This window comes from Streptomyces sp. NPDC001157 (genome assembly GCF_053598255.1).
This window is the reverse complement of record NZ_JBSFJW010000013.1, coordinates 63,340-84,431: the sequence shown is the minus strand read 5'-3', so window position 1 is coordinate 84,431 and position 21,092 is coordinate 63,340. Positions and strand designations below refer to the sequence as shown.

The window sequence follows — 21,092 nt, the reverse complement described above, 5'->3', positions numbered from 1 at the left end:
GGGTATGAGCGTCGAAATGCCCCCGGAGCTGGCCTGGGTCTCCCGGCTGGCGGTCGGACAGTCCTGGCCGAAGGGCGATGAGGACGACCTGCACGCCCTCGGCCTGGCGTGGCACGAGGCCGCGCGTGAGCTCAAGGGCATCAGCGGGGAGCTCGGCTCATCCGGCAACGGAGTCCTGGAGAGCGTGGGCGGGCAGGTCGCGGAGGAGTTCCGCAACTTCGTCACGCAGTTGCAGGCCAGCCTGCCGGAGATGGCGGAGTCCGCGCACCAGCTGGGAAAGCTCGGCAAGCACACCGCCGTCCAGGTCGAGTACGCCAAGTACATGATCATCGGCCAGCTCATCCTGCTGGCCGCGCAGATCGCGCAGTGGATCCTCTTCGCGCCCGAGGTCATACCGGCGGCCATCACCGAGACCCGGGTCGCGGTGAAGATGATTCTGCAGCGGCTGGCCATCTCGGTCGCGACCGGCGTCGCCCTCAACGTCGGCCTCGACGTGGCCGTGCAGACCATCCAGTTCCTCAAGGGCGACCGCACCCAGTGGTCGAAGGAGAACACCGTCTCCGCCGTGGTGTCGGGTGCCATCGGAGGAGGCATGGGCGGCATCTTCTTCGGCGTGGGCAGCGTCCTCAGGCCGAAGTTCGCGCACTCGCTGCTCGGCAAGGGCATCCTCGGCGCGGCCACCGGCCTGAGCACCGCCGGGATCATGTACCGCATCTACAAGAGCGGCGAGGACGACCTCGACGTGTCCGTCAGCGCGGGAGTCGTGGGCGCGCTGGGCGGTGGCGGCAAGCGGCGCTTCGGCGGCGGCAAGGGCGACACGGTCAAGGTGGACCCGGTCCATGTGAACGTACCCGGCGCGCTCAAGTTCGACGTACCCGGGCCGATGTCGGCCGAGAAGACGGCGCTTCCCGGTACGGACACCGTCAAGGAGAAGACCGGCGACACGAAGACGGCCGGCACGAACGGGACCGGGAAGGAACGGGGCAACACGACCACACCCGGCACCAAGACTCCCGGTGCGGGACACGGCGTCCCCCGCACCGGGAACTCCACCCCCACGCACGGGACGGCCCACGGCACGTCCACACCCGTCGCCGCCCGGCACGAGCAAGGGCTGCCCGGATTCACGACCACCGTCACCACAGCGCAAGCCACCACGACGTCCACCACCGCCGGTTCGTCCGCCACTCGCACCGCAACGACGGCCACCGCACCGGCCCGCACCAGCGCAGGCGTCGGCAGCATCGCCGGTACGGCCGGCCCGTCACCCTCCCTCCGCACGGAGACGGGAACATCTGCCGGTACCGAGACCGGATCGTCCGTCCGTACCGAGACCGGATCGTCCGTCCGTACCGAGACCAGCACATCCGTCCACACGGAGACCGGCGCATCCGTCCGTACGGAGACCGGCGCATCCGTCCACACGGAGACCGGCACACCACCGGCCACCGACACCCGCGCGCAGGCCGGCACACCGCCGAACGGCGACACTCTCACACAGGCCGGACCGGAAGCCGTCAAGACGACGGGGTCCACCGCGGCCGTGACCACGGAGACCAGGGCCGCAGAGGCCGGGGCCGCCCCGCACGGACACGCTGCCGTCGCAGAGACCGCGACGACAACCGCACCCCACCGGGAGGCCGCCGCCTCCACCCCGGACCCCACGCCGCCCCCCGGCGAGTCACCCCGGGCACCCGCACCCCGTATGAGGCTCGACCGCACGCCCCGCTTCGTCGTCCGGTCCGCCTTCGAAGCCCGCCGCTTCATGTACCGGGACGAACCCGTCACCGACGTGACCGTCCGGGTGGCGTTCCGCGAAGGCGGCAACGGGCACGACGTCGACGCCGTCTGGCAGCGGATGTCCGAAGGCGTCCAGCAGTACCTCAACGACCCCGGCTACCGCCTCCCCCACGGGGACCGCCTGCACGTCACCGTGCTGCATGCGCGCCCCGGCGAGGAGCCGCATCTGACGGTCGACCTGGTCGGCCACGACCGGCCCATGGACCAGCAGTCGTGGTGGGCGGACGCGCAACCCGTCGACTTCGCGCACGAAATCGCCCACAAGGCACTCGCGATGCGCGACGAGTACACCGACGAGACCGCACCGCAGCGCGCCGACGTGAAGGGCAGTCTGATGGGCGACTACCGTGCCGCCGCGCCCGGGGGGCTGCGGCAGGGAGGGCTGCGCGACCGCCATCTGCAGCTGGCCTTCGCCGTGATCGGCGACCTCGGCGAGGCGACCGCCACCCGGCACGCCGACCAAGACCCGGCGTCCGTCGCCCGCCCGCACGACGAGACGCTCCCGCACGACGAGGAGTGGGCGCGGGCCTGGCACGGCGCCAAGGTCCACGAGCGCCGCCACGCATGGGTGGACCCGGTCTCCGACCCACTGGGCGTGGGCCGTGGTCTGCGCCCCGTCGCGGACGGCGGGCGGACCACGCCGGCTGTGGACCCACGCACGCTGCGGGCCGATCAGCCCAGGGTCTCCTCGTCCGACAACTCGATGATCATGCAACCCGGTTACGCGTCCGGCGACCAGTTCGGCATCCTCATGACGCTGCTCGCGGAGCCCAACCGGCATGTCCTCATCGCGGGCGGTCCCGACGCCGGCCAAAAGAATCACAACCCGACACTGGACAAGTCGCGGGCCATCGAGAGCTTCTACCGGGAGAACGGGATCGGCCCCGAACGCATCTGGCGCGCAAACGTCGACAAGCTGGAACAGAAGGTCGCCTGGCGGGAGCTGAACAAAGAGGCCGCACGGATCGCCAGAGAACATTGGGGGAGCACTCAAACATTCGACCAGATGTACCAGCGAAGGGAGCAGTCGGGAGGAACCGGCCCCAAGTTGCTCGGCGTCGGCAACGGCACCGACTACGTCGCCAGCCACTTCTCCCCGGAGCATCGGTCCACGTTGCGCAGCGCGTTGCGCCTGGATGATCACCGGGACGCGGAGATCACCGCATGGCTGGCCGGGCGTGGAATACACCTCCCGCAGGGCGACAAGGGCGTTCTGGTGCTCTGGTCCCGGTTCACCGGCAAGTCCGCGCAGTGGTCGTCCCTGCGCAGCCGAATGGAGCACGACACCAGCTTCGAAGGCACGCGCCAGCTGCTGCGGAACCTGGCGGCCGACTACAAGGCGGTGATCATCACCGGCGACCCGCACCCCGACCCGGCCAAGGCGGGCAAGTGGGACGAGCTGGTCCAGGAGATGCGCACCGAGCTGGGCAACGACAACATCCACAACCTCACCGCCTTCTGGCGCGGGCCGAAGGACGAGCTGGGTACGTGGGGAGGGGACACCCGCACGGGCCAGTTCAAGTTGTACGACCATCTGGACCGGCAGCACGGCGGAGTGCAGCACATCGGTTTCCGCTCCGGGAACCTGGAGTCCGTGGCGCTGATCGGTCACAGAGTCCGCTATCTGGAAGAGAAGGACGCGTCCGGTTCCAAGCGGATGGAGGCGTGGCACGAGGCCCGGAACGGGAGAACCCGCAGCGGCGGTCTGGCCCCCGGCTACGAGCGGACCGTCGTCAAGGAGCCGGCGACCGCCTCCGGCCGCTACTCCAAGAAGCACGAGCTGCTCCTGAAGAAGAAAGCCCAGCAGTACGAGCCACCGGCGCTGAACTCCGCGTACCCGAAGCCGGTGGAGGTGTACGCCAAGGAACGCGGCTTCGATTACACGGACGTCCAGAAGATCCGGGCCGACCTGCGGCTCGCCGAAAGCCCGCAGGGGCGGGCGGAGTTCGACGCGAAGCGCCTGGACGCGGTCCGACGCCGGTTCCGGAACGTGGCCACGGCGATCAGACAGGCCCCCGAGTACCGGCACCAGGCCAATAAGATCGAAAAGCGGTACCTGGCTCCGATCGAGAGCTTCCTGAACACGGACGCGGCAGAGTTTGAGAACGGCAGCAGCGGAATGTACGCCGCGTTCGTCAAGAGTCACATGCGCGCCTTGCCGCGCGTGTGGGACCTGCACCGGACCTTCGAGGAGAACGCGCGCCGCCTGCAGCAAGCCACGCACAGCGGCGACGAAGTCCCGGCCCGCGCACCGGTGGCGGACGGCGTGGTCACGCAGTCCGACGGCACGGCGACGATGACGCGGCCGCCGCGATCGGAGAGCCCTGAAGAGCAGCCCCAGGAACATCCTTCGCTCTCCGCCGTCCCGAACACCGACGGCTTGGGCGAACTGCGCCAACTGCCGTCCTCCGGGGCGACGGAGGAGCAGGCACGGCCGCGCGACGGAATGCCCGAGGCCGAGGAGATCAAGGCGGAGTCCGTCAACGACCCGACAGTCCAGCCGAGTTCCACCACCGGCCTCCCCGAACCGTCACTCACCGACCCGAATCCCGGCGCCGACCAGCCCCGACCACCCCTCGCTCACACCGATTCGCCCCCTGTCCGCGCCGACTCCCCTCTCCCCCGCGCGAGTTCCCCTCTCCCCCGTGCCGAGTCGCCCGCGCTCGCCCCGCCGGAGTCCGAGACCTCGACGCGGCCCGCTCACCGCGAGGCGCCGGTCGTCGAGCCCGAAGCCGCTTCCTCGGACGTCGCCAAGGCCGCCCCCACCGAGCCCGAATCCGAACCCAGGCCCGAACCCACGCCCCAACCGATCGTTGCCGAACCCGAGGCCGCTTCCTCGGACGTAGCCAAAACCACCCCCACCGAGCCCGAACCGAGACCCGAACCCACGCCCCAACCGATCGTCGTCGAACCCGAGGCCGCTTCCTCGGACGTAGCCAAAACCACCCCCACCGAGCCCGAACCCGAACCAAAGCCCGAACCGATGGTCGTGGAGCCCGACGGCGACCCCGCGACCCCGCCTCCACCGGGCGACGACCCGGCCGTGCCCGAGCCCGTGGACCGCGCCGTGCCGTCCCCCACACCGCCCGTCGGACCGCGCGCCCAGCTCCCCCGCTCCTATGAACTGTCGCTGGCGGGTATCGAGATCACCGACGCTCCCGGTCCCGAACAGCTCCGCGCGCGGGTGCTGCAGTCCCTGCCCACCGCGCACCGCACCGAGCCCCAGGTCGTCCAGAAGCTCGACGCGGAGTTCGATCCGGCCAACTTCCGGGCCAGGCACGACGAGATGGTGAACGGCGGCCGGCGCTTCCGGCTCTGGGTCGGAGGCGCCCCGCACGAGGTCGTACTCACCGCCGAGCCCGGCAAGTGGCGGCTGCGGGCCGAGCAGACTCCGGCCGAGGAGAAGGACACGAAGGGGTTCGAGAGGTCCGCCGAGGCCAAGCGCCAGGCCGAGCCGAAGAAGACCTCCCTCACCGCGTCGGAGGCGGGCCTCGAACTCGCCCCCACCGTGATCCGCCCCGTCCCGGGCCACGACGACCAACTGGCCATGGTGACCCCCTCCGTCAAGGTAGGCGGCGCCAGCCACGCGACGGACACCTCGGTGAAGTCCGGCTCCGAGACGGGCACGAAGACCACGCTCACCGGGCCGACCGACACCTACGTCTCCCGGTTCCGCTACAAGACATTCGTCTTCGGCCCGGACGGCCAACGGCTGCCACGGCCGGCCGACGGAGCCTTCGACGCGGACGTGACCGCGGAGATCACCCGCGCGGAGACAGACCGGCCCGACGGCCTGTCCGCTTCGTGGCAGGGCTGGGAGAGCGACCACCCCGGCCGGGCTGAGGGCCGTCCGCTCGACGTCACGGGGCTGAGCGAACTGCACAAGGGCGTCTTCCGCCAACTCCCGCGCGAAGAGCGCCCCGACGGCACCGCGCACGACGACATCCTCGAATTCCTGTCCCCCAAGAACATCGTCGACGGCTTCGAGCACGCCGCCGGCTGGGGACTGACCTCCAAGCGGCTGGACCTCTCCGACGGCGGCCACGCCTGGCTCCGGCTCACGCTGGAGCCCACGACCTCCACCCACGAGGGCACGGTCTCCGACAAGGACACCTTCACCAGCAAGGAGAGCGGCGAGCACGCCGCCGGCCGGAGCGACACCTCCACGTGGAGCCTCGGGCTGAACGGCGGCGGGATGCGGCGGTTGTGGGAGAGCCCGCAGACCAAGGAGTCCACCTGGCTGACCGCCACCGGCGGCTACACCTACGCGCACAACCGGGCGCACGCGGAGAAGGGCAAGCAGACCTTCTCGCTGGAGCACAGCCTGGAGCACGCGGGCACGGGCGACCTGGTCAGGACGGCGGTCCGGTTCCGCGTCGAGGTGCTGCGCGAGCATCTGTCCCCCGGCACGGACGGCCTGCACGCGGTCCGCCGGGAGCCCGACCCCGGCCCCGCACGCGGACAGGCCCCCCGCGACGAGGAGAACCCGCCCGCCGTCCCGACCGGTGAGGTCGTCCGCCTCCGCCCTCACCCGGCCACGACCGCCGCCGCCGAGGACACCGCGCCCGGCACTTCCTCCGAGGCCTCGTCCAGCACCTCCCACGCGGCCGGCACCGGCATCCCGGGCACCGACACCGCCTCGGACACCCGCCCCGTGCCCGCCGATCTGCGCGCGCCTCTGACCGCGCAGCGCACCACGTTCGTCGACGTCCCCGGCTCGCTGGAGCTGGAGCGGCACATCACCGACCGGCTGCGCGAAATGGCCCCCGGCATCCTGCCGCCGGCCGACGGCGCGGAGGGCCGCGTCACGCCCCAGGCCATGGAGAACCAGCGCCTGCTGCGCGAACACCTGTCACGGTCCGGCCTGCGCGCCGCCGGCGGACAGCTCCTCGACGGCACCTTCCGGATCACCCTGGACGCCTCCCACCTGCCGGGTCTGCCCGGCCGCACCTACCAGGTCGTGATCGGGGCCCACACCGATCCGGGCCGCCACGACGGAAGCGTGGCGACGACCGCGAAGACCACGGTGACCCGGAGCCACGCCTCCGACAAGGGCGTGACCCGGAGCAGCAAGCACACCCTCGGTGTCAGCGGCAACGGGCGCCGCGCACTCAACCCGCGGGACACCGTGCGGGTGTTCGGGCTGGGCGGCGTCGACGGCTCGTACGCCCCGTCCCGGCAGACCGTAGCGTCCAGCGAGATCCAGGCCAAGCGCGCGTTCCAGCACAAGGGGCAGGCGGACGCGTTCAGTTACCCGGTGCGGTACCGCGTTCTGGTCGGCCCGTACCGGGAGGGCGACCAGCCGACCGCAGTGCCCGACGGCCGCGGTGACGACGAGCGGGGCCAGGACCTCGTGCATGAGGTCGTTCCGCCGGACGACGCCCGACTGCGCGTCGAGGTACGGCGACCGGAGGCCTCCGCGTCGGCACCCCGCTATCTGCGGTCGCCCCGGCTGCCCCAGTTGCACGCCGTCACGCACGTCGCCGACGAGGCCGGGTTCAGGGAGCAGGCGCGGACCGCGCTGGAGCACGCGTACGAGTCCCGCCGGGACGACGGCGAGCCGCACATCCCCCCACTCGACGAGGCCGTGGCCGACCTGACCGGCCGGGCCCAGCTGCCCGGGCTGATCTCGGCGTCGCACTCCGGCTGGGCCAACACGCTGGACCGGCACGTCGGCACCGGCCGTAGACCCGACACCGTGGGCCTGTCCGTGCGCACCCGGCTGACCGAACTGAACTACCGGGAGACGCTGTCCGGGAAGGGCACACTCGACCTGGAGCTGAAGGCGAGCGGCGGCACCGCCGTCACGGACCAGTCGTCGTGGTCCGCCAAGGGCAACATCGGCCCGGACGCCGGCCGGTTCCCGGAGACCGCGACCGGCCTGCTGACCACGGGCTACCAAGTGCGCGGTGGGGGCAAGTTCAAGGCCGGCGGCCAGTCGGACCGCGCCGACACGTTCAAGCAGCAGACCAGTGTCACCCGCAAGGCCGGCCACACCGGCACCTGGCACGTCTACCGGGCCACGGCCGAGGTGAGCGTCGCCGGACGCGTCACCGACGCGGCCGGAAAGTCGTACGTCGGCCGCCCGTCCCGCCGCTACCACGACATGCTCGTCCTGCTGTCCGACGAGGACGTGGCCCGCCTGCACACCGCGACCTCCGCGGCCACCGCGCCGACCACCACGGCTCCACAACTGCGGCCCACCCTGCTGGAACAGGGCGTCTCGGGCGGCGTCCTGGTGGAGCTCCCGGACACGGATCCCGTCCTGCTCGAGATCGACCGGCAACTGCGCGGGCCGGCCGACGGCACCGTCCCCGTCGCCGCGCTGCCCTTCGCGGACACGTACTCGCCCGACAGCCTGGCCGCCCGCTACGACGAGCTGGTCGGGCCCGGTGTCCTGGACCGGCACGTCGAGGTGACCCGCACCGGACGTGTCGTCACCGAGGTGCTGGTACGCGGGATCACGGACGGCTGGCGCGACGACGGCTCCCGTTCGGAGCGGCCGCTGACCCGTGACGTGAGCGCCGCCCACACGGTCAAGGGCAAGGCCGGGCACAAGTGGTCGGCCGGGGCCGAGGCCAACCTGCGGGGTTCCGTACGCCCACCGGTGGACCACTTCAACTCGGCCTCCATCGCCCCGAGCGCCGCGTTCGAGGCCGGCCGGGGCAGCAGCGCCGAGTCCGGCGTGACCACCACCGTCGGACACAAGACGTCCGGGTTCGGCGACGTGAACGCCCGCTTCACCACGAAGATGACGTACGAGGTCACGGTCACCCGGCGCACCGAAACCGGCCGCTTCGTGCGCCTGGCGGAGAACCCGAAGACCGTCGGCCCGTACGAGGCCACCGCCTGGGTGCCCGAGTCCCTCACCCAGGACACGGCCGCCGCACCCCACCCGGGCGCGCCCGACGCCCCGGCCCGTACCGTGCCGTCGGCCACCGGCCCGTTCGGCATCGAGCTCGGCCGACTGCCCGGCCCGGACCTCGCCAGGCACCTGGACTGGCAGGACACCCTGCGCGGGGCGCACGACCTGGTCGGCTTCGACAACACCAAGGCCCTGCACAACACCGCCGTCCAGGTCCAGGCGAACCCGCGCCCCTGGGGCGACGGACTGCTCGGACAGACCGGCGCGTACTCCTCCTGGGTTCTCGCCCAGGGGGCGGGCCTGGGCCGGTGGGCCGTGCGGTCCGCCCTGCCCGAGCGCCTGACCCGTACGGTCTCCCGCTTCCTCGACACCTTCACGGCCGACCCCCGGCTCGACCCCGGGCACGACCTCAACCAGGAGCAACGCCTCACGCTGGAGGAGCAGTTCGCGATCCGTCAGGCCTTCTCCGGGCAGTCGCTGCCTGCCCTGTTCCACCGGCTCGGCACACCGAACGCCGAGTACCGGGTGCCCGGCACCTCGGTCGCCCTGTCGATGGAGGCCATCGGCGCCGCCGAGGAACTCAGCCGCCGTGACACCGCCGACGACGAGCTCACCGTCGCCGTCAAGGACGAGTCCGGCACCGCCGCCACCCACGGCTACAACTGGACCGTCTCCCCGCTCGACTTCGCTGTCCTCACCGAGGACCCCGTCGTCACCGTCCCCCTCGTCACCGGGCGCATGGCCCGCGAGCAGGACTACGAATCCACCCGCCCCGTCACCCGGAGCCCCGGCACACCGACCAGGCCCACCCCCGACTCGGCGCTCCCGCACGGCAGGACGGCCACGGAACCCGGCAAGGCCAAGGTCAAGGGTCCGGCCGCACTGATGCGCCAGCCCGTCAGGATCACCGTCCGCGGCCACGACGACGAGGGCCCCTACGGCACCCCCCGCACGGTCACCGGCCACCTGTTCCACTGGTCCGCACCCGGCCGGGCCCCGTCCCCGAGCACCGCTCCTGCCCCCCGCCGCCCCGCCGCGGCTCCCCCTTCCCGTTCCGCCGCCGCCCACCCCGACGAGGTGGCCGCCCGCGCACCCCGAACCGCCGCACCACGCCCGGCGGAGACGACGGCACCGGCACCGCACACCGGTCGACAGGCCCCCACACCCGCACCCGCGCCCACCCCGGCGCACACGCATGGCATCGCGTTCGCCGCAGAGGACGTCACGACGCCCGGCCCCGCCGAGACCGCCCGCGTCGACGCGATCGCCGCCGGCATCGCCCGCGACTCGGTGGGCCGGGCCGAGGCCGGGCTCAAGCCGCCGGTCCTCCTGTTCAGCGGGCACGCCACCGCGTCCGTGTCCGGTCTGCCCCACTTCGGCAGGGCGGTCCAGATCGGCGCCGAGCTTGCCGAGAACGTCCGTGGACTCTTCGCACGGCGCCTCGACGCCCATCTGCGAGACCTGGGTTCCGCTCTGACGTCGGACGCGTTCGTCCTCAGGGTCGAGTCCCGCGGCTCCGACCTGCCACGTGATGTGGACCCCGCCCACGACACCCCGGAGGCCCGGCGCCGGGTGGTCATCACGGTCACCCATCCCCGGGCCGCCGGAGGCGAGCCGCCCCTGCGCCCCGAACAGTGGCGCTCGCGGCGTGACCACGCGGTCTGGGCCGTGCTGCGGACCGAGCGGTACGACCCCGCCCGCGACCCGGCCGCCGACCGTCCCGGCCCCGGGCTGCTGGCCGGCCGGGACGTCGTGGTCAGGGTGGCGGTGGCCCGGATCCAGGCGGACGACGGCCGCTGGGTCCGCAACCTGTCGCTGCACCTCCCGGTGCGGTTCGGCGACGGATTCGGGCCCGGCGATTTGGGCCCGTACCGCGAGCGGCTGCAGTCGCTGCTGGACACGCACGTCAACGACGGGCGCCGGCTGCCCGGTTCGGGCGACCAACTGCACATCGACGTGGACCTGGAGCACCGCCCCGACCACCCGGAGGCCGTGGAGATCAGCCGGAGCGACCGGCCCGAGCGCGCATGGGACCAGTTCACCTTCCCGCTGGGCACCCACGAGGGCATCCGGGACGACGCCCGGGCGCTCCACGAACTCATGCACTACGCAGGGGGCCTCAAGGACCGGTACCAGGACCCCGAGGCGCTCTTCCGCCGACACGAACGGCAGACCGACCGGACCGGCCTGATGGCGGACATCGACACCATCGACGTACCGGCCGAGTACCTGCGGACGATCGCCGAGGTCACCGAATCCGGCCCGGTCCTGCGCGACCTGCCGTACCGCCGGGACGACGGTGAGCAGGCCGTCCTCCCGCCGGGACCGACCGGAAGCGAGGCCCGCGAGATCCTGCTGTCTGTGGATCCGGGGGCGGCGGCCCCCGTCCGTCCCCCGGCCGCCGCGCCGTTCGCCGGCCATTCCGCCATGGAGGTCTCCGAACTGGTCCGCCGGGTGCGGCACGGGAACACCGCGATGGACCACGGCCGCAACTGGCGGGGCGAGGGGCGCCACCGGTTCGACCCCTCCCAGTACCACGTCCGCGACGACGACGGGCGGCACCAGGCCGCCCCGCCGTGGGCCGACGGCGCCTACGTCGTCCTGGCCCGCGCCAGTGGGAACCACATCACCCTGGAGACCCCCTCCGGCAAGGTCCGGCTGAAGAACGCCGAGGACTTCGCCGCCCTGCTGGCGGACGACCCGCTCCGGCGGCCGGACGCGGACATCGTGCTGGCCGTGCGCGGTCTTCCGTCGGACGCTCTCGGCCTGCCGGAGGCCGTGTTCGCCGCGACGGGAAACCGGGTCTGGACACCGTCGGGCGGCAGCCTGGAGCTCAAGACGGTCCGGACGCGCGGCAGGACCGTGGAGCGCGTCGAGCTGTCCGGACCCGACCCGCACTGGGCCCCGACCACCTCGGCGGAAGGCCCCGACCACTTCGCGCACCTGCGAGCGCAGCACCTGGTCACCGCCGAGTACACGGCCACGACACCGGACGGCGTGCTCTTCCACCGGCTGCCCGTCACCCATCTGGAGGCCCACCACTCCGTCGTCCCGTCCGACCCGGACTCCCCCGCGCTGTTGCTGCCCGCCCAAAGCCTCGACGTGGTGTCCGCAGATGCAGCCGATCGCCCCGCGATCCAGGTGTCGCAGGACGGCACGCTCGCCGTCGACGCCGGTGGACTGAGCCAGCACGCGTACGCCACCGAGCGCGCCGTCGAGCAGGCCAACGCGAAGCTGGCCGCCGCCGGCAGCAAGGTACGGCTGGCCGCCGATCCCGAGGCGTCCCTCGCCCTGCACCGGGCCGACGGAACGGCCGCTCCACGGCTGCTGCGGATCACCCCGCGGTTCCTGACCGGCTCCGGCCGGTCCGAGGAGGAAGCCTGCCGAGATTTCGCGCAGATGGTGTCCGGCCAGGTCAGGGCTTCGAACGTGGTGTTCCGTGTGCCGGGGCGGCAGGTCGTGACCGGCAGGATCAGCGCCCTGGACACGGCCGAGGTGACCGGCACGCACCACCTCGCCCAGGCCCTCGTCCAGGTCGTCGACGGCCTGATCGCCCCGGACGCCACCGGCCCTGCCTGGGCCGCCGCCCAGATCGCCCGGGACGACCGGGGCGTCGGCGGTCAGGGCGGCGCGCCACTGCCCGGCGAGGCGTACGGCACGGCGCTCAGCCACGAGTACGTCGACAACCCCCGCCGTGACGCCCTGACCCGGGCGGCACGCCGGACCGGGATCAACGCGGGGGCCTGGGCCGAGGTGGGCGAGGGCTACCTCGTCCAGTCGATCAACGCGGCCACCGCCGACGGAAGGCCGACCCTGGAGTTCAACCACGCCAAGCCCTGGGCCAAGAACGCACGGCACTTCGGCTACCACTTCGCGTCCGTCGTCCTGGCCAGCGAGGACGGCCACTCCCAGCTCACCCTGGAGAACCACGCCCGGGTCGGCAGAAACCGCACGGAGATGAACTCCGCGGTGGAGGAGAACCTGCGCAGCACCGCCACCGAACTACGCGCGCTGGCCGCCTCGCTGCACGACCGCGTGCGCGTCGCGGAACAACTGGGGGCGCCACCGGACCACCGGGAGACCCCGAGGTCCCGGGCCCGGCTCGCCGGCCTGCTGGTCGAGTTGAGGGAGGCCCGCGACCGGGGCGTGCCCGCGAACGAACAGCAGGGCGCGCTCCGCACCGCGGAGACGCTCATGCTGCACACCGCCCCCATGATCGACGGCAAGGCCCAGTGGTACTTCCGCTCCTACAGCAGGCGGCCGGGGGAGTCGATGCACGAGTCTCACGCGGAACTGCTCTCCGGCCATGCCTCGGCCGAGGCGAACCCGCTCACCCTGGTCGTCCTCCACGGCCACGCCGTGTCCGCGCCCGAGCACCGTTTCATCCCGTTCGACGCATCCGGTGACATGGCGGACAGCGCGGGCTACAAGCTCGACCACCTGGCCGAGCACCTGGTCCGCACGGGCCTGTGGAACCTGGCCCACGGGCTGCCGCTGCCGACGACCCGTCTGACCGGGCACGCCGACGGCCGCGCACCGCACCTCGACCGGGACCGCACCACCGCCATGGCCACCCTGGCCCGCCACGAACTGCTCGTCCGCATCGCCGCCATCCTCCGCGACCGCGCCGCCGCCGTCACCGCCGAAGCCTTCACGATCTCCGTCGCAGCCGGGCTCCGCCGCGACAGCGCCCCGAACCGAGGCCCCGAGGTCACCTTCCACGTCGACCACTGGCGCACGCCCCCGACCGACGACGAAGCCCCCACCACCTCCTGACCCTGCACTTCGCCAGGACAACCCGGGTGCAAGTGCCTTGCAACCGTGCTCCGAAGACTGGGTGTCATGACTTCGAGCAACACTTCCGACTCCACCGTCCACCCCTACACCCGCGAAATGGCGATGATCCACCAGGTGTTCCGCCGCGAGTCGCGCCTGCTGGCCGAACTCGTCCAGGAGGTGCGTCCCGCCGACACCGCCCGCGCCCGGATCCTCGCGGAGCACTGGCGGCAGTACGCCGTCGGTCTGCACGCGCACCACACCGGCGAGGACGAGATGCTGTGGCCGGTGCTGCTGCCCCACCTGGACCTCGATGCCGAACAGGTGCTGGCGATGGAGACGCAGCACCGCGAACTCGACGAGGGGATCGCCGAGGTCCAGGGGCTCATGAACCGGTGGGAGGCACAGGCCCTGCCCGAGGACCGTGACGAGCTCGTCGAGGCGCTGCGCAGGCACCGCCGGCAGCTGTGCGCCCATCTCGACGAGGAGGAGCGTGAGGTCATGCCTCTGGCCGCGCTCCACGTGACCGAGAAGCAGTGGCATGCGGTGGGCGAGCGGGGTCTCGCCGAAACACCCCGGAACCGGCTGATGATCGCGCTGGGCGCCATTCTGGAGGACACCCCGCCCGAGCAGCGGCAGGAGTTCCTCGCCGGGCTGCCCCTTCCGGCCCGGGTGCTGTGGAAGCTGCTCGGGCAGCGGCAGTACCGCCGCGAGACCGACAGGATCCGCGGGCGCCGTACGACCGGTTGACGTGCCGTCCTGGTCCGACCGCCCACCCCTGTTTCCCACCCTGCCCCGCCCTGTACCGATCAAGGAACTCCCACCGATGCGCATCGGATTCTCCGTCCCCCAGTTCGGCCCGTTCGCCGACCCCGACCGCACCGCCGGGATGTGCGCGGCGCTGGAAGCTCTCGGCTGCCACAGTCTCTGGGCGGCCGACCGGCTCCTGGCGCCGCTCACCCCGCCCGAGGGCTATGTCGGCGGGAAACAGATGCCCGTCCGGTACGGCACCCACCTCGACCCGCTGCTCGCCCTGGGCGTGGCGGCCATGGCCACCGATCGGGTCCGTCTGGGCAGCAGCACGCTCAACGCCCTGTGGCAGCCTCCCCTCGTGCTCGCCCGGTCACTGACCACCCTCGATCTGATCAGCCACGGGCGCCTGGACGTGGGCATCGGGATCGGCTGGATGCGCGAGGAGTACACGGCCGCCGGGGTGCCGTGGCGGGGCCGCGGAGCGCGGCTGGAGGAGACCCTCGACGTCCTCGACGCCGTATGGGGGTCCGATCCGGTCGTCCACACCGGCCCCCTGTGGACGATCCCCGAGTCGACCGTCCTTCCCAAACCCGTCCAGGGCCCGAGGCCGCCGGTCCTGCTGGGCGGCTTCACCCCGCCCGCCCTGGAGCGGGTCGGCAGGCGCGCGGACGGCTGGCTGGGGGCCTCGATGCCGCTGCCGTATCTCCACGGTCTCTGGGCGGTCGCCGTCGAGGCCGCCGAGGGGGCGGGGCGGGATCCGGCGGGACTGCGCCGGGTGTTCCGGGTGAACCCCGAGGTCACCACGGCCGAGACAGACCCCACGGAGACGTACCAGCGCGGGACGGTACGCCAGATCTGCGACCATCTCCGGATCATGTGCGAGGCCGGGACCGACGAGGTGCTCGTGGATCTCCAGCTGACGACGGACTCGCCGGAGGAGTTCCTGGACCTCGCGGCGGCCTTCCTGGCCGAACTGGCCTGACCTGCCCCGGAAGGGGTACGGCTACGCGGGCGTCGCCGGCAGTCCGGCCAGGGCGGTCCGCGCGGAGTCCGCCCAGTGCGGGGAGTCCCACGCGGCCGCCACCCGCGCGGCTTCGAGATAGTGCTGCCGGGCCTGTTCGGGGCGGCCGAGGAACTGGGCGAGTTCGCCCAGGGTCTGCGCGACGGGCCGGAAGACGATGCTGAGGCTGCTCGCGCCGGCCGCCAGCCCGTGCAGCGGAAGCAGGTCCTGGTACACCTCGGCGGCCAGCGCCCTGTCGCCGAAGGCGACGGCGGCCGTGCCGCGCACCGCGGCCAGGGTCGAGTAGGCGAAGTCGCGCCGGAGCGGTACGCGTCGGCCGAGAACGTCCCGGGCCTCTTCGGGACGGCCCGCGGCGAGCAGCGCGAGTGCGGTGAGGGATTCGTTGTGCGGCTGGTAACGCTCCCACACGGCGAGCAGTTGGGGCAGCAGCTCGGCGAGTCGTCCCTGCTGCAACCGCATGCACCCGATGCCCAGGGCGGCCAGGCCGCTGACGTCCACCATCCCTCCGGCCCGCAGCGCGTCCACCGCAGTTCCCAGGGCCTGTTCCGCCTCCTCGAAGCGGCCCTGGGCCATGGCGAGCATGGGGTGCCGCAGCCTGGCCACCGCGAACGCGCCCCGGAGCTCGTAGGTTTGGGCGATGTCGTCCGCACGGCCGAGGCAACGCTCCATCTCCGCCGGGTCGTTGCGGCCGGCGGCGATCCGGGCGGCGGCGTAGGAAGCCATCCAGGAGTACTCGGGGCTGTCCTGGGAGTCGGCGACCTCGGCGAGTTCTCGGTAGGCCTCCCGGTAGGCGTCGGGTACGAGGTCGCAGTCGAGCCGGCGCAGCTGCGAGGTGAGCGTCAGGCCCCGCAGCCGGGGCTCGCCCACGGTCCGGGCGAGCGCCACGGCCTGGTGCCCCACCGCCGTGGCCCGTGGATCGGTGTCGTCGAGGGCGTCGGCCAACTGGTCGAGGAGCAGGCACCGTTGCCGGTCTGCCAGGCCCGGGCTCTCCAGCAGCTTCCCGAGTTCCTCGACGGCCTCGGGGTCGGACTCCCCATACGCGCGCACGCGCCAGGGCGTCGGTTCCGTCCAGGTCGTGTAGGCGGCGGTCAGCAGGTCGGCCCGGGCCACTTCCCGGGCCACCCGTACGGCCTGCTGCTGCGCCTCGCGGGCGGGGACCACGGCCCCCATCCGGATCCGGCAGTCCACGAGTTGGCCCAGCAGTGTCACCCGCAGCAGAGCGGCATCCTGGTCGGTGAAGGCCTCGGGATGGCCGGCGAGAAGGTCGAGGGCCGCGCTCAGGAGGGCTTCGGCGTTCTGCGGGGCGTAGCGGCGCACCGCCTGCTCGCCCGCCAGCATGGCGTGGTGGACCGCGGGCCCGGCGTCGGCGTTCACGACCGGGGCCGCCTGCAGGAGGTGGTGGGCGGTGGTGGCGACGTCGTCCGAGCCGAGGGCGATCAGGCCCCGGCCCAGGCGGGAGTGCATCCGGGCCAGCCGCAGCCGCGTGAGGTCGCCTGCCAGAGCGTCCCGCACCAGGGCGTGGGTGATGCGGACCGTGCCTGGACGCGGCTCGGTGAGCAGTCCGGCGGTGACACCCTCGTCCAGGGCGTCGAGAAGCTGCTCGGCATCGCTGTCCGCCGCGTGGACGAGAAGGGCCACCGAGGCCTCGCGCCCGGCGACGGCGGCCAGCCGCAGTCCGGCCGTGACGGTCGGCGCGAGCAGGGCGAGCCGCCGCCGCAGCACGTCCTGTACCCCTTGCGGGACGCGGGCCAGGGCCTGCTGCTCGCCCTCGCCCGCCAGCAGGAGCGAACTCTCGCGGAGGTAGAAGGGGTTTCCCCCGGCCCGTTCGGCCAGCGCCGTCGCGGCGTGCTCGCTCATGCCGGCCGCGCCGCGTCGTAGCAGTTCCTTCGCCTGGGCGTCCGACAGCCCGCCCATCGCCAGCCGTACGGGCGAGCAGACGGCCAGCCGTGCCAGTGCCCCGGTCAGATCGCCCTCGCCGGTGCGGTACGAGCCGACCAGGAGCAGCGGTACGTCGCGCAACTGCTCGGCGCAGAGCAGGAACAGTTCGACGCTCTCCTGGTCGGCCCGGTGCAGGTCGTCCAGCACGATCGCCAGCGGCCGCCGCACGGCCGTGTCACGGAGCCAGCCGAGCAGCGCCTTGTGCATGCGGAAACGCCGGGCCGGGCTGCCCTCCGGCTGCCCGGAACCGCTCGCGGTGCCCGGAGCCAGAAGCGGAGCGAGCTCTTCGGCGTACGGCCCCGGTGGTGCGGCTTCGGCCAGGACCGGCAGCATGTCGAACCAGGCCCGGCCGGGCGGGGCGCCGTCCGTCTCCGGGCACTGCCCGGACCCGACCAGCCAGCCCTGCCGGGGCAGTTGCCGGACGCCGACCTCCAGCAGACTCGACTTGCCGATACCGGCCTCACCCGAGACCAGGACCACCTGGCCCCGGCCGCCCCGTGCCCGGTCCGCCGCGGCGGCCAGCTCCGCCAGCTCCACGTCACGGCCCAGGAGCCGGTCCGCCGCCAGCACCGTCGGCGCCCCGCGTCCAGCCGCCGCCACGGCGGTGGCCACCTCGGCGCTCGCGCCGGTCGCGGCAGAAGCCCCGGTCGCCAGGTGAAGCACATCCAGCCGCTGGTGCAGCAGGGCCTGTTCCAGCTCCAGCAGAGCGGGCCCGGGCTCGATCCCGAGATTCTCGTCGAGGACGCGCCTGGCCCGCCGCAGCGCGGCCAGGGCATCTCCCTGACGGTCGCGAGCCCACAGGGCCAGGGCCAGCAGCCGCCACCCCTCCTCGTGCAGCGGCTGCTCCCGGGTCAGCGTGCCCGCGTCGGCGAGGGCCTGGGCCGCCTGTCCACAGCGCAGCCGTGCCGCGGTGAGCCGTTCGCGGGCGGTGCGGTGCACCTCCTCCAGACGCGCGCGCTCGCCGGCGGTCCACGGCTCGTCCGAGAACTCCGCGTACGGCTGCCCGCCCCACGAGGCGAGCGCTTCGGTCAGGCCCTCGGCAGCGACATGGGCAGGCAGCTCGGCCGCCGTGCAGGCCGCCACCCGGTCCTCGAACACCCAGGCGTCCACCGCGTCGTGCTCCACGGCGAGGGCGTAGCCGTAGGGCGCGCTGACCAGCAGCCGCGCAGGGGTTCGCGGCGCCCGTTCCGGTTCGAGGACGCGCCGCAGACGCGCGATGTAGACCTGAAGCGACGGCTGCGCGCTCGATGGGGCACGGGTGGGCCACAGCCGTTCGATGATCCGCTCCGTGGGCACGACGGCCCCACGGGCGAGCAGCAGTTGGGCCAGAACCATCCGGGCGAGCCGGCCGCCCGGATCGACCACACAGCCGTCGACCTCGACCTGGAACGACCCGAGCACTTTCACTGTGACCATGACATGGGAATCGTAAGCGTCGTCGCTGCACGCGACCCACCGCGACCCCCGTGCCGCGCATCACGCACACTGTCCGAACTCTCAGGTCAGGTGGCCTTTGAACCTGTCCCAGACCCCGGCCGCGGGCGGTACCGGTGCCGGGCATGTGGCCACCCGCTAGCCCGAAGAGGCGGGCTGCCTGCCGCCCAGTTCGTGGATGGTCTCCTTGACGCGGCGGGTGGAGGTGGGGTCCGGGCCGTACCGCCAACGCCCGTGCGATGGACAGGCGTTGCTGCAGGCCGCCGGAGAGCGCGCCACCGGGCTGGCGGAGGCGGTCGCGGACCTCCTACCACAGGCCCGCGCGGGTCGGTCGGAGTCCTGCAACGCGGATCCGCCGGACGAGACCCTGCGCTTCCGGTTCAGCGCCTTCACCGCGAAAGCCCACCGCATTCACTACGACACCCCGTACTGCCGTGACGTCGAGGCCCTCCGGGACTCGTCGTCCACGGCCCGCTGTTGGCGCTGCCGGCGCCGGAGCTTCCGGGAGGGTTCCGGGCGTGGGGCGGTCCGAACGAGGGACATTGCGTGTGTCAGCGGGGTGCGCCGGGACGCATAGCGCCAAGGTGTCCGCCATGAGGAAGAAGATCATGCGCTTGTTCGCGCTGTCGACCGTCCTGACCTGCCTGCTCGGCGCGGCCTCCGGCGAGCCGAAGGAGGGCGTGGAGTACTTCAAGCTGAAGCACCCGGTCGGCGGCGTGAAGACGCGGGAGGTGGCGGAGTTGTTCTGGTACGACTGCCCGCACTCCTACGAGCTCGAAAAGCCGCTGGAGGACTGGGCCGCGCAGCAGAGTCCCCGGGTGAAACTGGTGCGGATCCCCGCCACCTGGGAGGACCAGCCCGAAATGAACGCCTACGCCCGCCTGTACTACACGCTGGACCAGCTAGGTGTCGCGAACAAGAAGGCGATCGCGGTCTTCCAGGCCGTGCGGGACGAGGGCAAGGACCTCACCAACGAGCGCAACGTCCTGAGATGGGCGGCCCGGGAGGGACTCGACGCGCAGGCGGTGAGCGCCGCCTACACGTCCAAGGAGGTCGACGACGCCGTCAAGGCGGCACCTGCGCTCCGTGAGCGCTACCAGGTGAACGAGATGCCCACGGTGATCGTGGGCGGGCGTTACCGCACGTCCCCCTTCCAGGCCGGCACCGCCGCCAGGACCATCGAGGTTCTGGACCACCTCTACCACAACGCACCGATCCACTGAGCGGCTCCCGCAGCTGCGTGTCACCAGGTGAGGTGCAGCTTCTCCGGTGAACGGTGGATCATCGTCGGCCGCATGGTGAGCGGACGGTCGTCCGCCAGTCGCAGTCCCGGCAGCCTGCGGGTCAACTCCTCCAGAGTGAGGCGGAGTTGTTCGCGGGCCAGCTGGGAGCCGGGGCAGGCGTGAACGCCGAAGCCGAAGGCGAGGTGGCGTCCGGGGGTGCGGGTGATGTCGAAGTCGTCGGGGCGGGGGTGCCGTGAGGCGTCCCGGCCCGCGGCACCGAAGGCCACGAACAGCGTTGCGCCGGCCGGGAGCTCGGTACCGGCGAGGCTGACCGGGCCGGTGGTGACACGGCGGAACCCCTGCAAGGCGGTGTCATAGCGGGCGGCCTCCTCGACGGCCGCCGGAATCCGCTCCGGTTCGGCACACAGCAGCTCCCACTGGCGGGGGTGCCGGAGCAGGTGCAGGACGGTCGTGCCGATGAGCGCGGTCGTCGTCAGATGCCCGGCGATCAGCAGGTTCTGGAGATGGGCGACGAGTTCGTGCCGGTGTTGCAGGGTGAGCTCGCCCCCGTCGACGACCGAGGTGACGAGCTCCGTGCAGAGGTCCTCGCGGGGCTCCGCGTGCCGCTCCCGGGCGTACCGGTCGAGGATGCGCTGCATCGCGACCACGTCCTCGGCCGCGGCGATCTGCTCGTCCTCCTCCAGGGGCCGGAACAGCAGTTCCTCGGCGCGATGGCCGCCGTGTACGACGGCGGGCACGTCGGCGGCATCGAGGCCGACGATGCGGCCGATGACCTCGCCGGGAAGCTTCCCGGCGTACGCCGACATCAGCTCGACGTGCCCGTCCTTCACGAAGGCGTCCACCAGGGCGGCGGCCCGCTCGGCGGCGTAGGGCAGTACGGCCGCGACGCGCGCCGGTGAGAGCCCGCGGACGATCGGCGCCCGTAACTGCTGGTGCCGGGCACCGTCGGAGGTGACGACGACCGGCCCTCCGCCGAACCCGCCGCCGAGGACGGCGAGCGCGGCGGGCCCGGGCAGCACGTCGGGGACGAGGGCGTTCGCCGACGAGAAGTCCTCGGGCCGGCGCAGGACCTCCCGTACGTCGGCTTCCCGGGCGATCAGCCAGGCGTCGAGCTCGGCGACGTGGGTCAGGCCCTCGGCGCTCCGCGCCCGCTCGTAGTGCGGGTACGGGTCGCGCTGCAACTCGTCGAGTCTGCCGTGCAGTTCACGGTCCACGGGACACCCTCCCGGCCGACGGTGGTGCGAGGTCGGGCTCATCGTGC

The 21,092-nt window shown here is 72.6% G+C and carries 6 protein-coding genes; 4 read left to right on the top strand and 2 right to left on the bottom strand.

What is annotated here, in order from left to right:
• Positions 1-4: 4 nt before the first annotated feature.
• From ACWDAG_RS23455 to ACWDAG_RS23445, 3 genes are all read left to right on the top strand, one after another.
• A complete protein-coding gene (locus ACWDAG_RS23455; RefSeq protein WP_450697501.1) occupies positions 5-13,441 on the top strand; it encodes a WXG100-like domain-containing protein in 13,437 nt (4,478 codons plus the stop codon).
• Between the two features lie 66 nt (positions 13,442-13,507).
• Positions 13,508-14,191 (top strand): hemerythrin domain-containing protein, encoded by a 684-nt coding sequence (locus ACWDAG_RS23450; RefSeq protein WP_450697500.1) that lies wholly within the window; start codon positions 13,508-13,510, stop codon positions 14,189-14,191.
• Between the two features lie 76 nt (positions 14,192-14,267).
• Entirely contained in the window at positions 14,268-15,176 is a 909-nt protein-coding gene (locus ACWDAG_RS23445) for a TIGR03619 family F420-dependent LLM class oxidoreductase (RefSeq protein WP_450697499.1), read from the top strand.
• Between the two features lie 21 nt (positions 15,177-15,197).
• Here the strand turns inward: ACWDAG_RS23445 and ACWDAG_RS23440 are convergent, their stop codons facing one another.
• Positions 15,198-18,569: a BTAD domain-containing putative transcriptional regulator gene (locus ACWDAG_RS23440; RefSeq protein ID WP_450697498.1), complete on the bottom strand. Its 3,372-nt coding sequence runs from the start codon at positions 18,567-18,569 to the stop codon at positions 15,198-15,200.
• A gap of 611 nt (positions 18,570-19,180) precedes the next feature.
• On the opposite strand from ACWDAG_RS23440, the gene ACWDAG_RS23435 reads away from it, so the two are divergent.
• Positions 19,181-19,810 (top strand): thiol:disulfide interchange protein DsbA/DsbL, encoded by a 630-nt coding sequence (locus ACWDAG_RS23435; RefSeq protein ID WP_450697497.1) that lies wholly within the window; start codon positions 19,181-19,183, stop codon positions 19,808-19,810.
• A gap of 20 nt (positions 19,811-19,830) precedes the next feature.
• Here ACWDAG_RS23435 and ACWDAG_RS23430 read toward each other — a convergent pair whose 3' ends face one another.
• Positions 19,831-21,045: a cytochrome P450 gene (locus ACWDAG_RS23430; RefSeq protein WP_450697496.1), complete on the bottom strand. Its 1,215-nt coding sequence runs from the start codon at positions 21,043-21,045 to the stop codon at positions 19,831-19,833.
• Between the last annotated feature and the right edge of the window lie 47 nt (positions 21,046-21,092).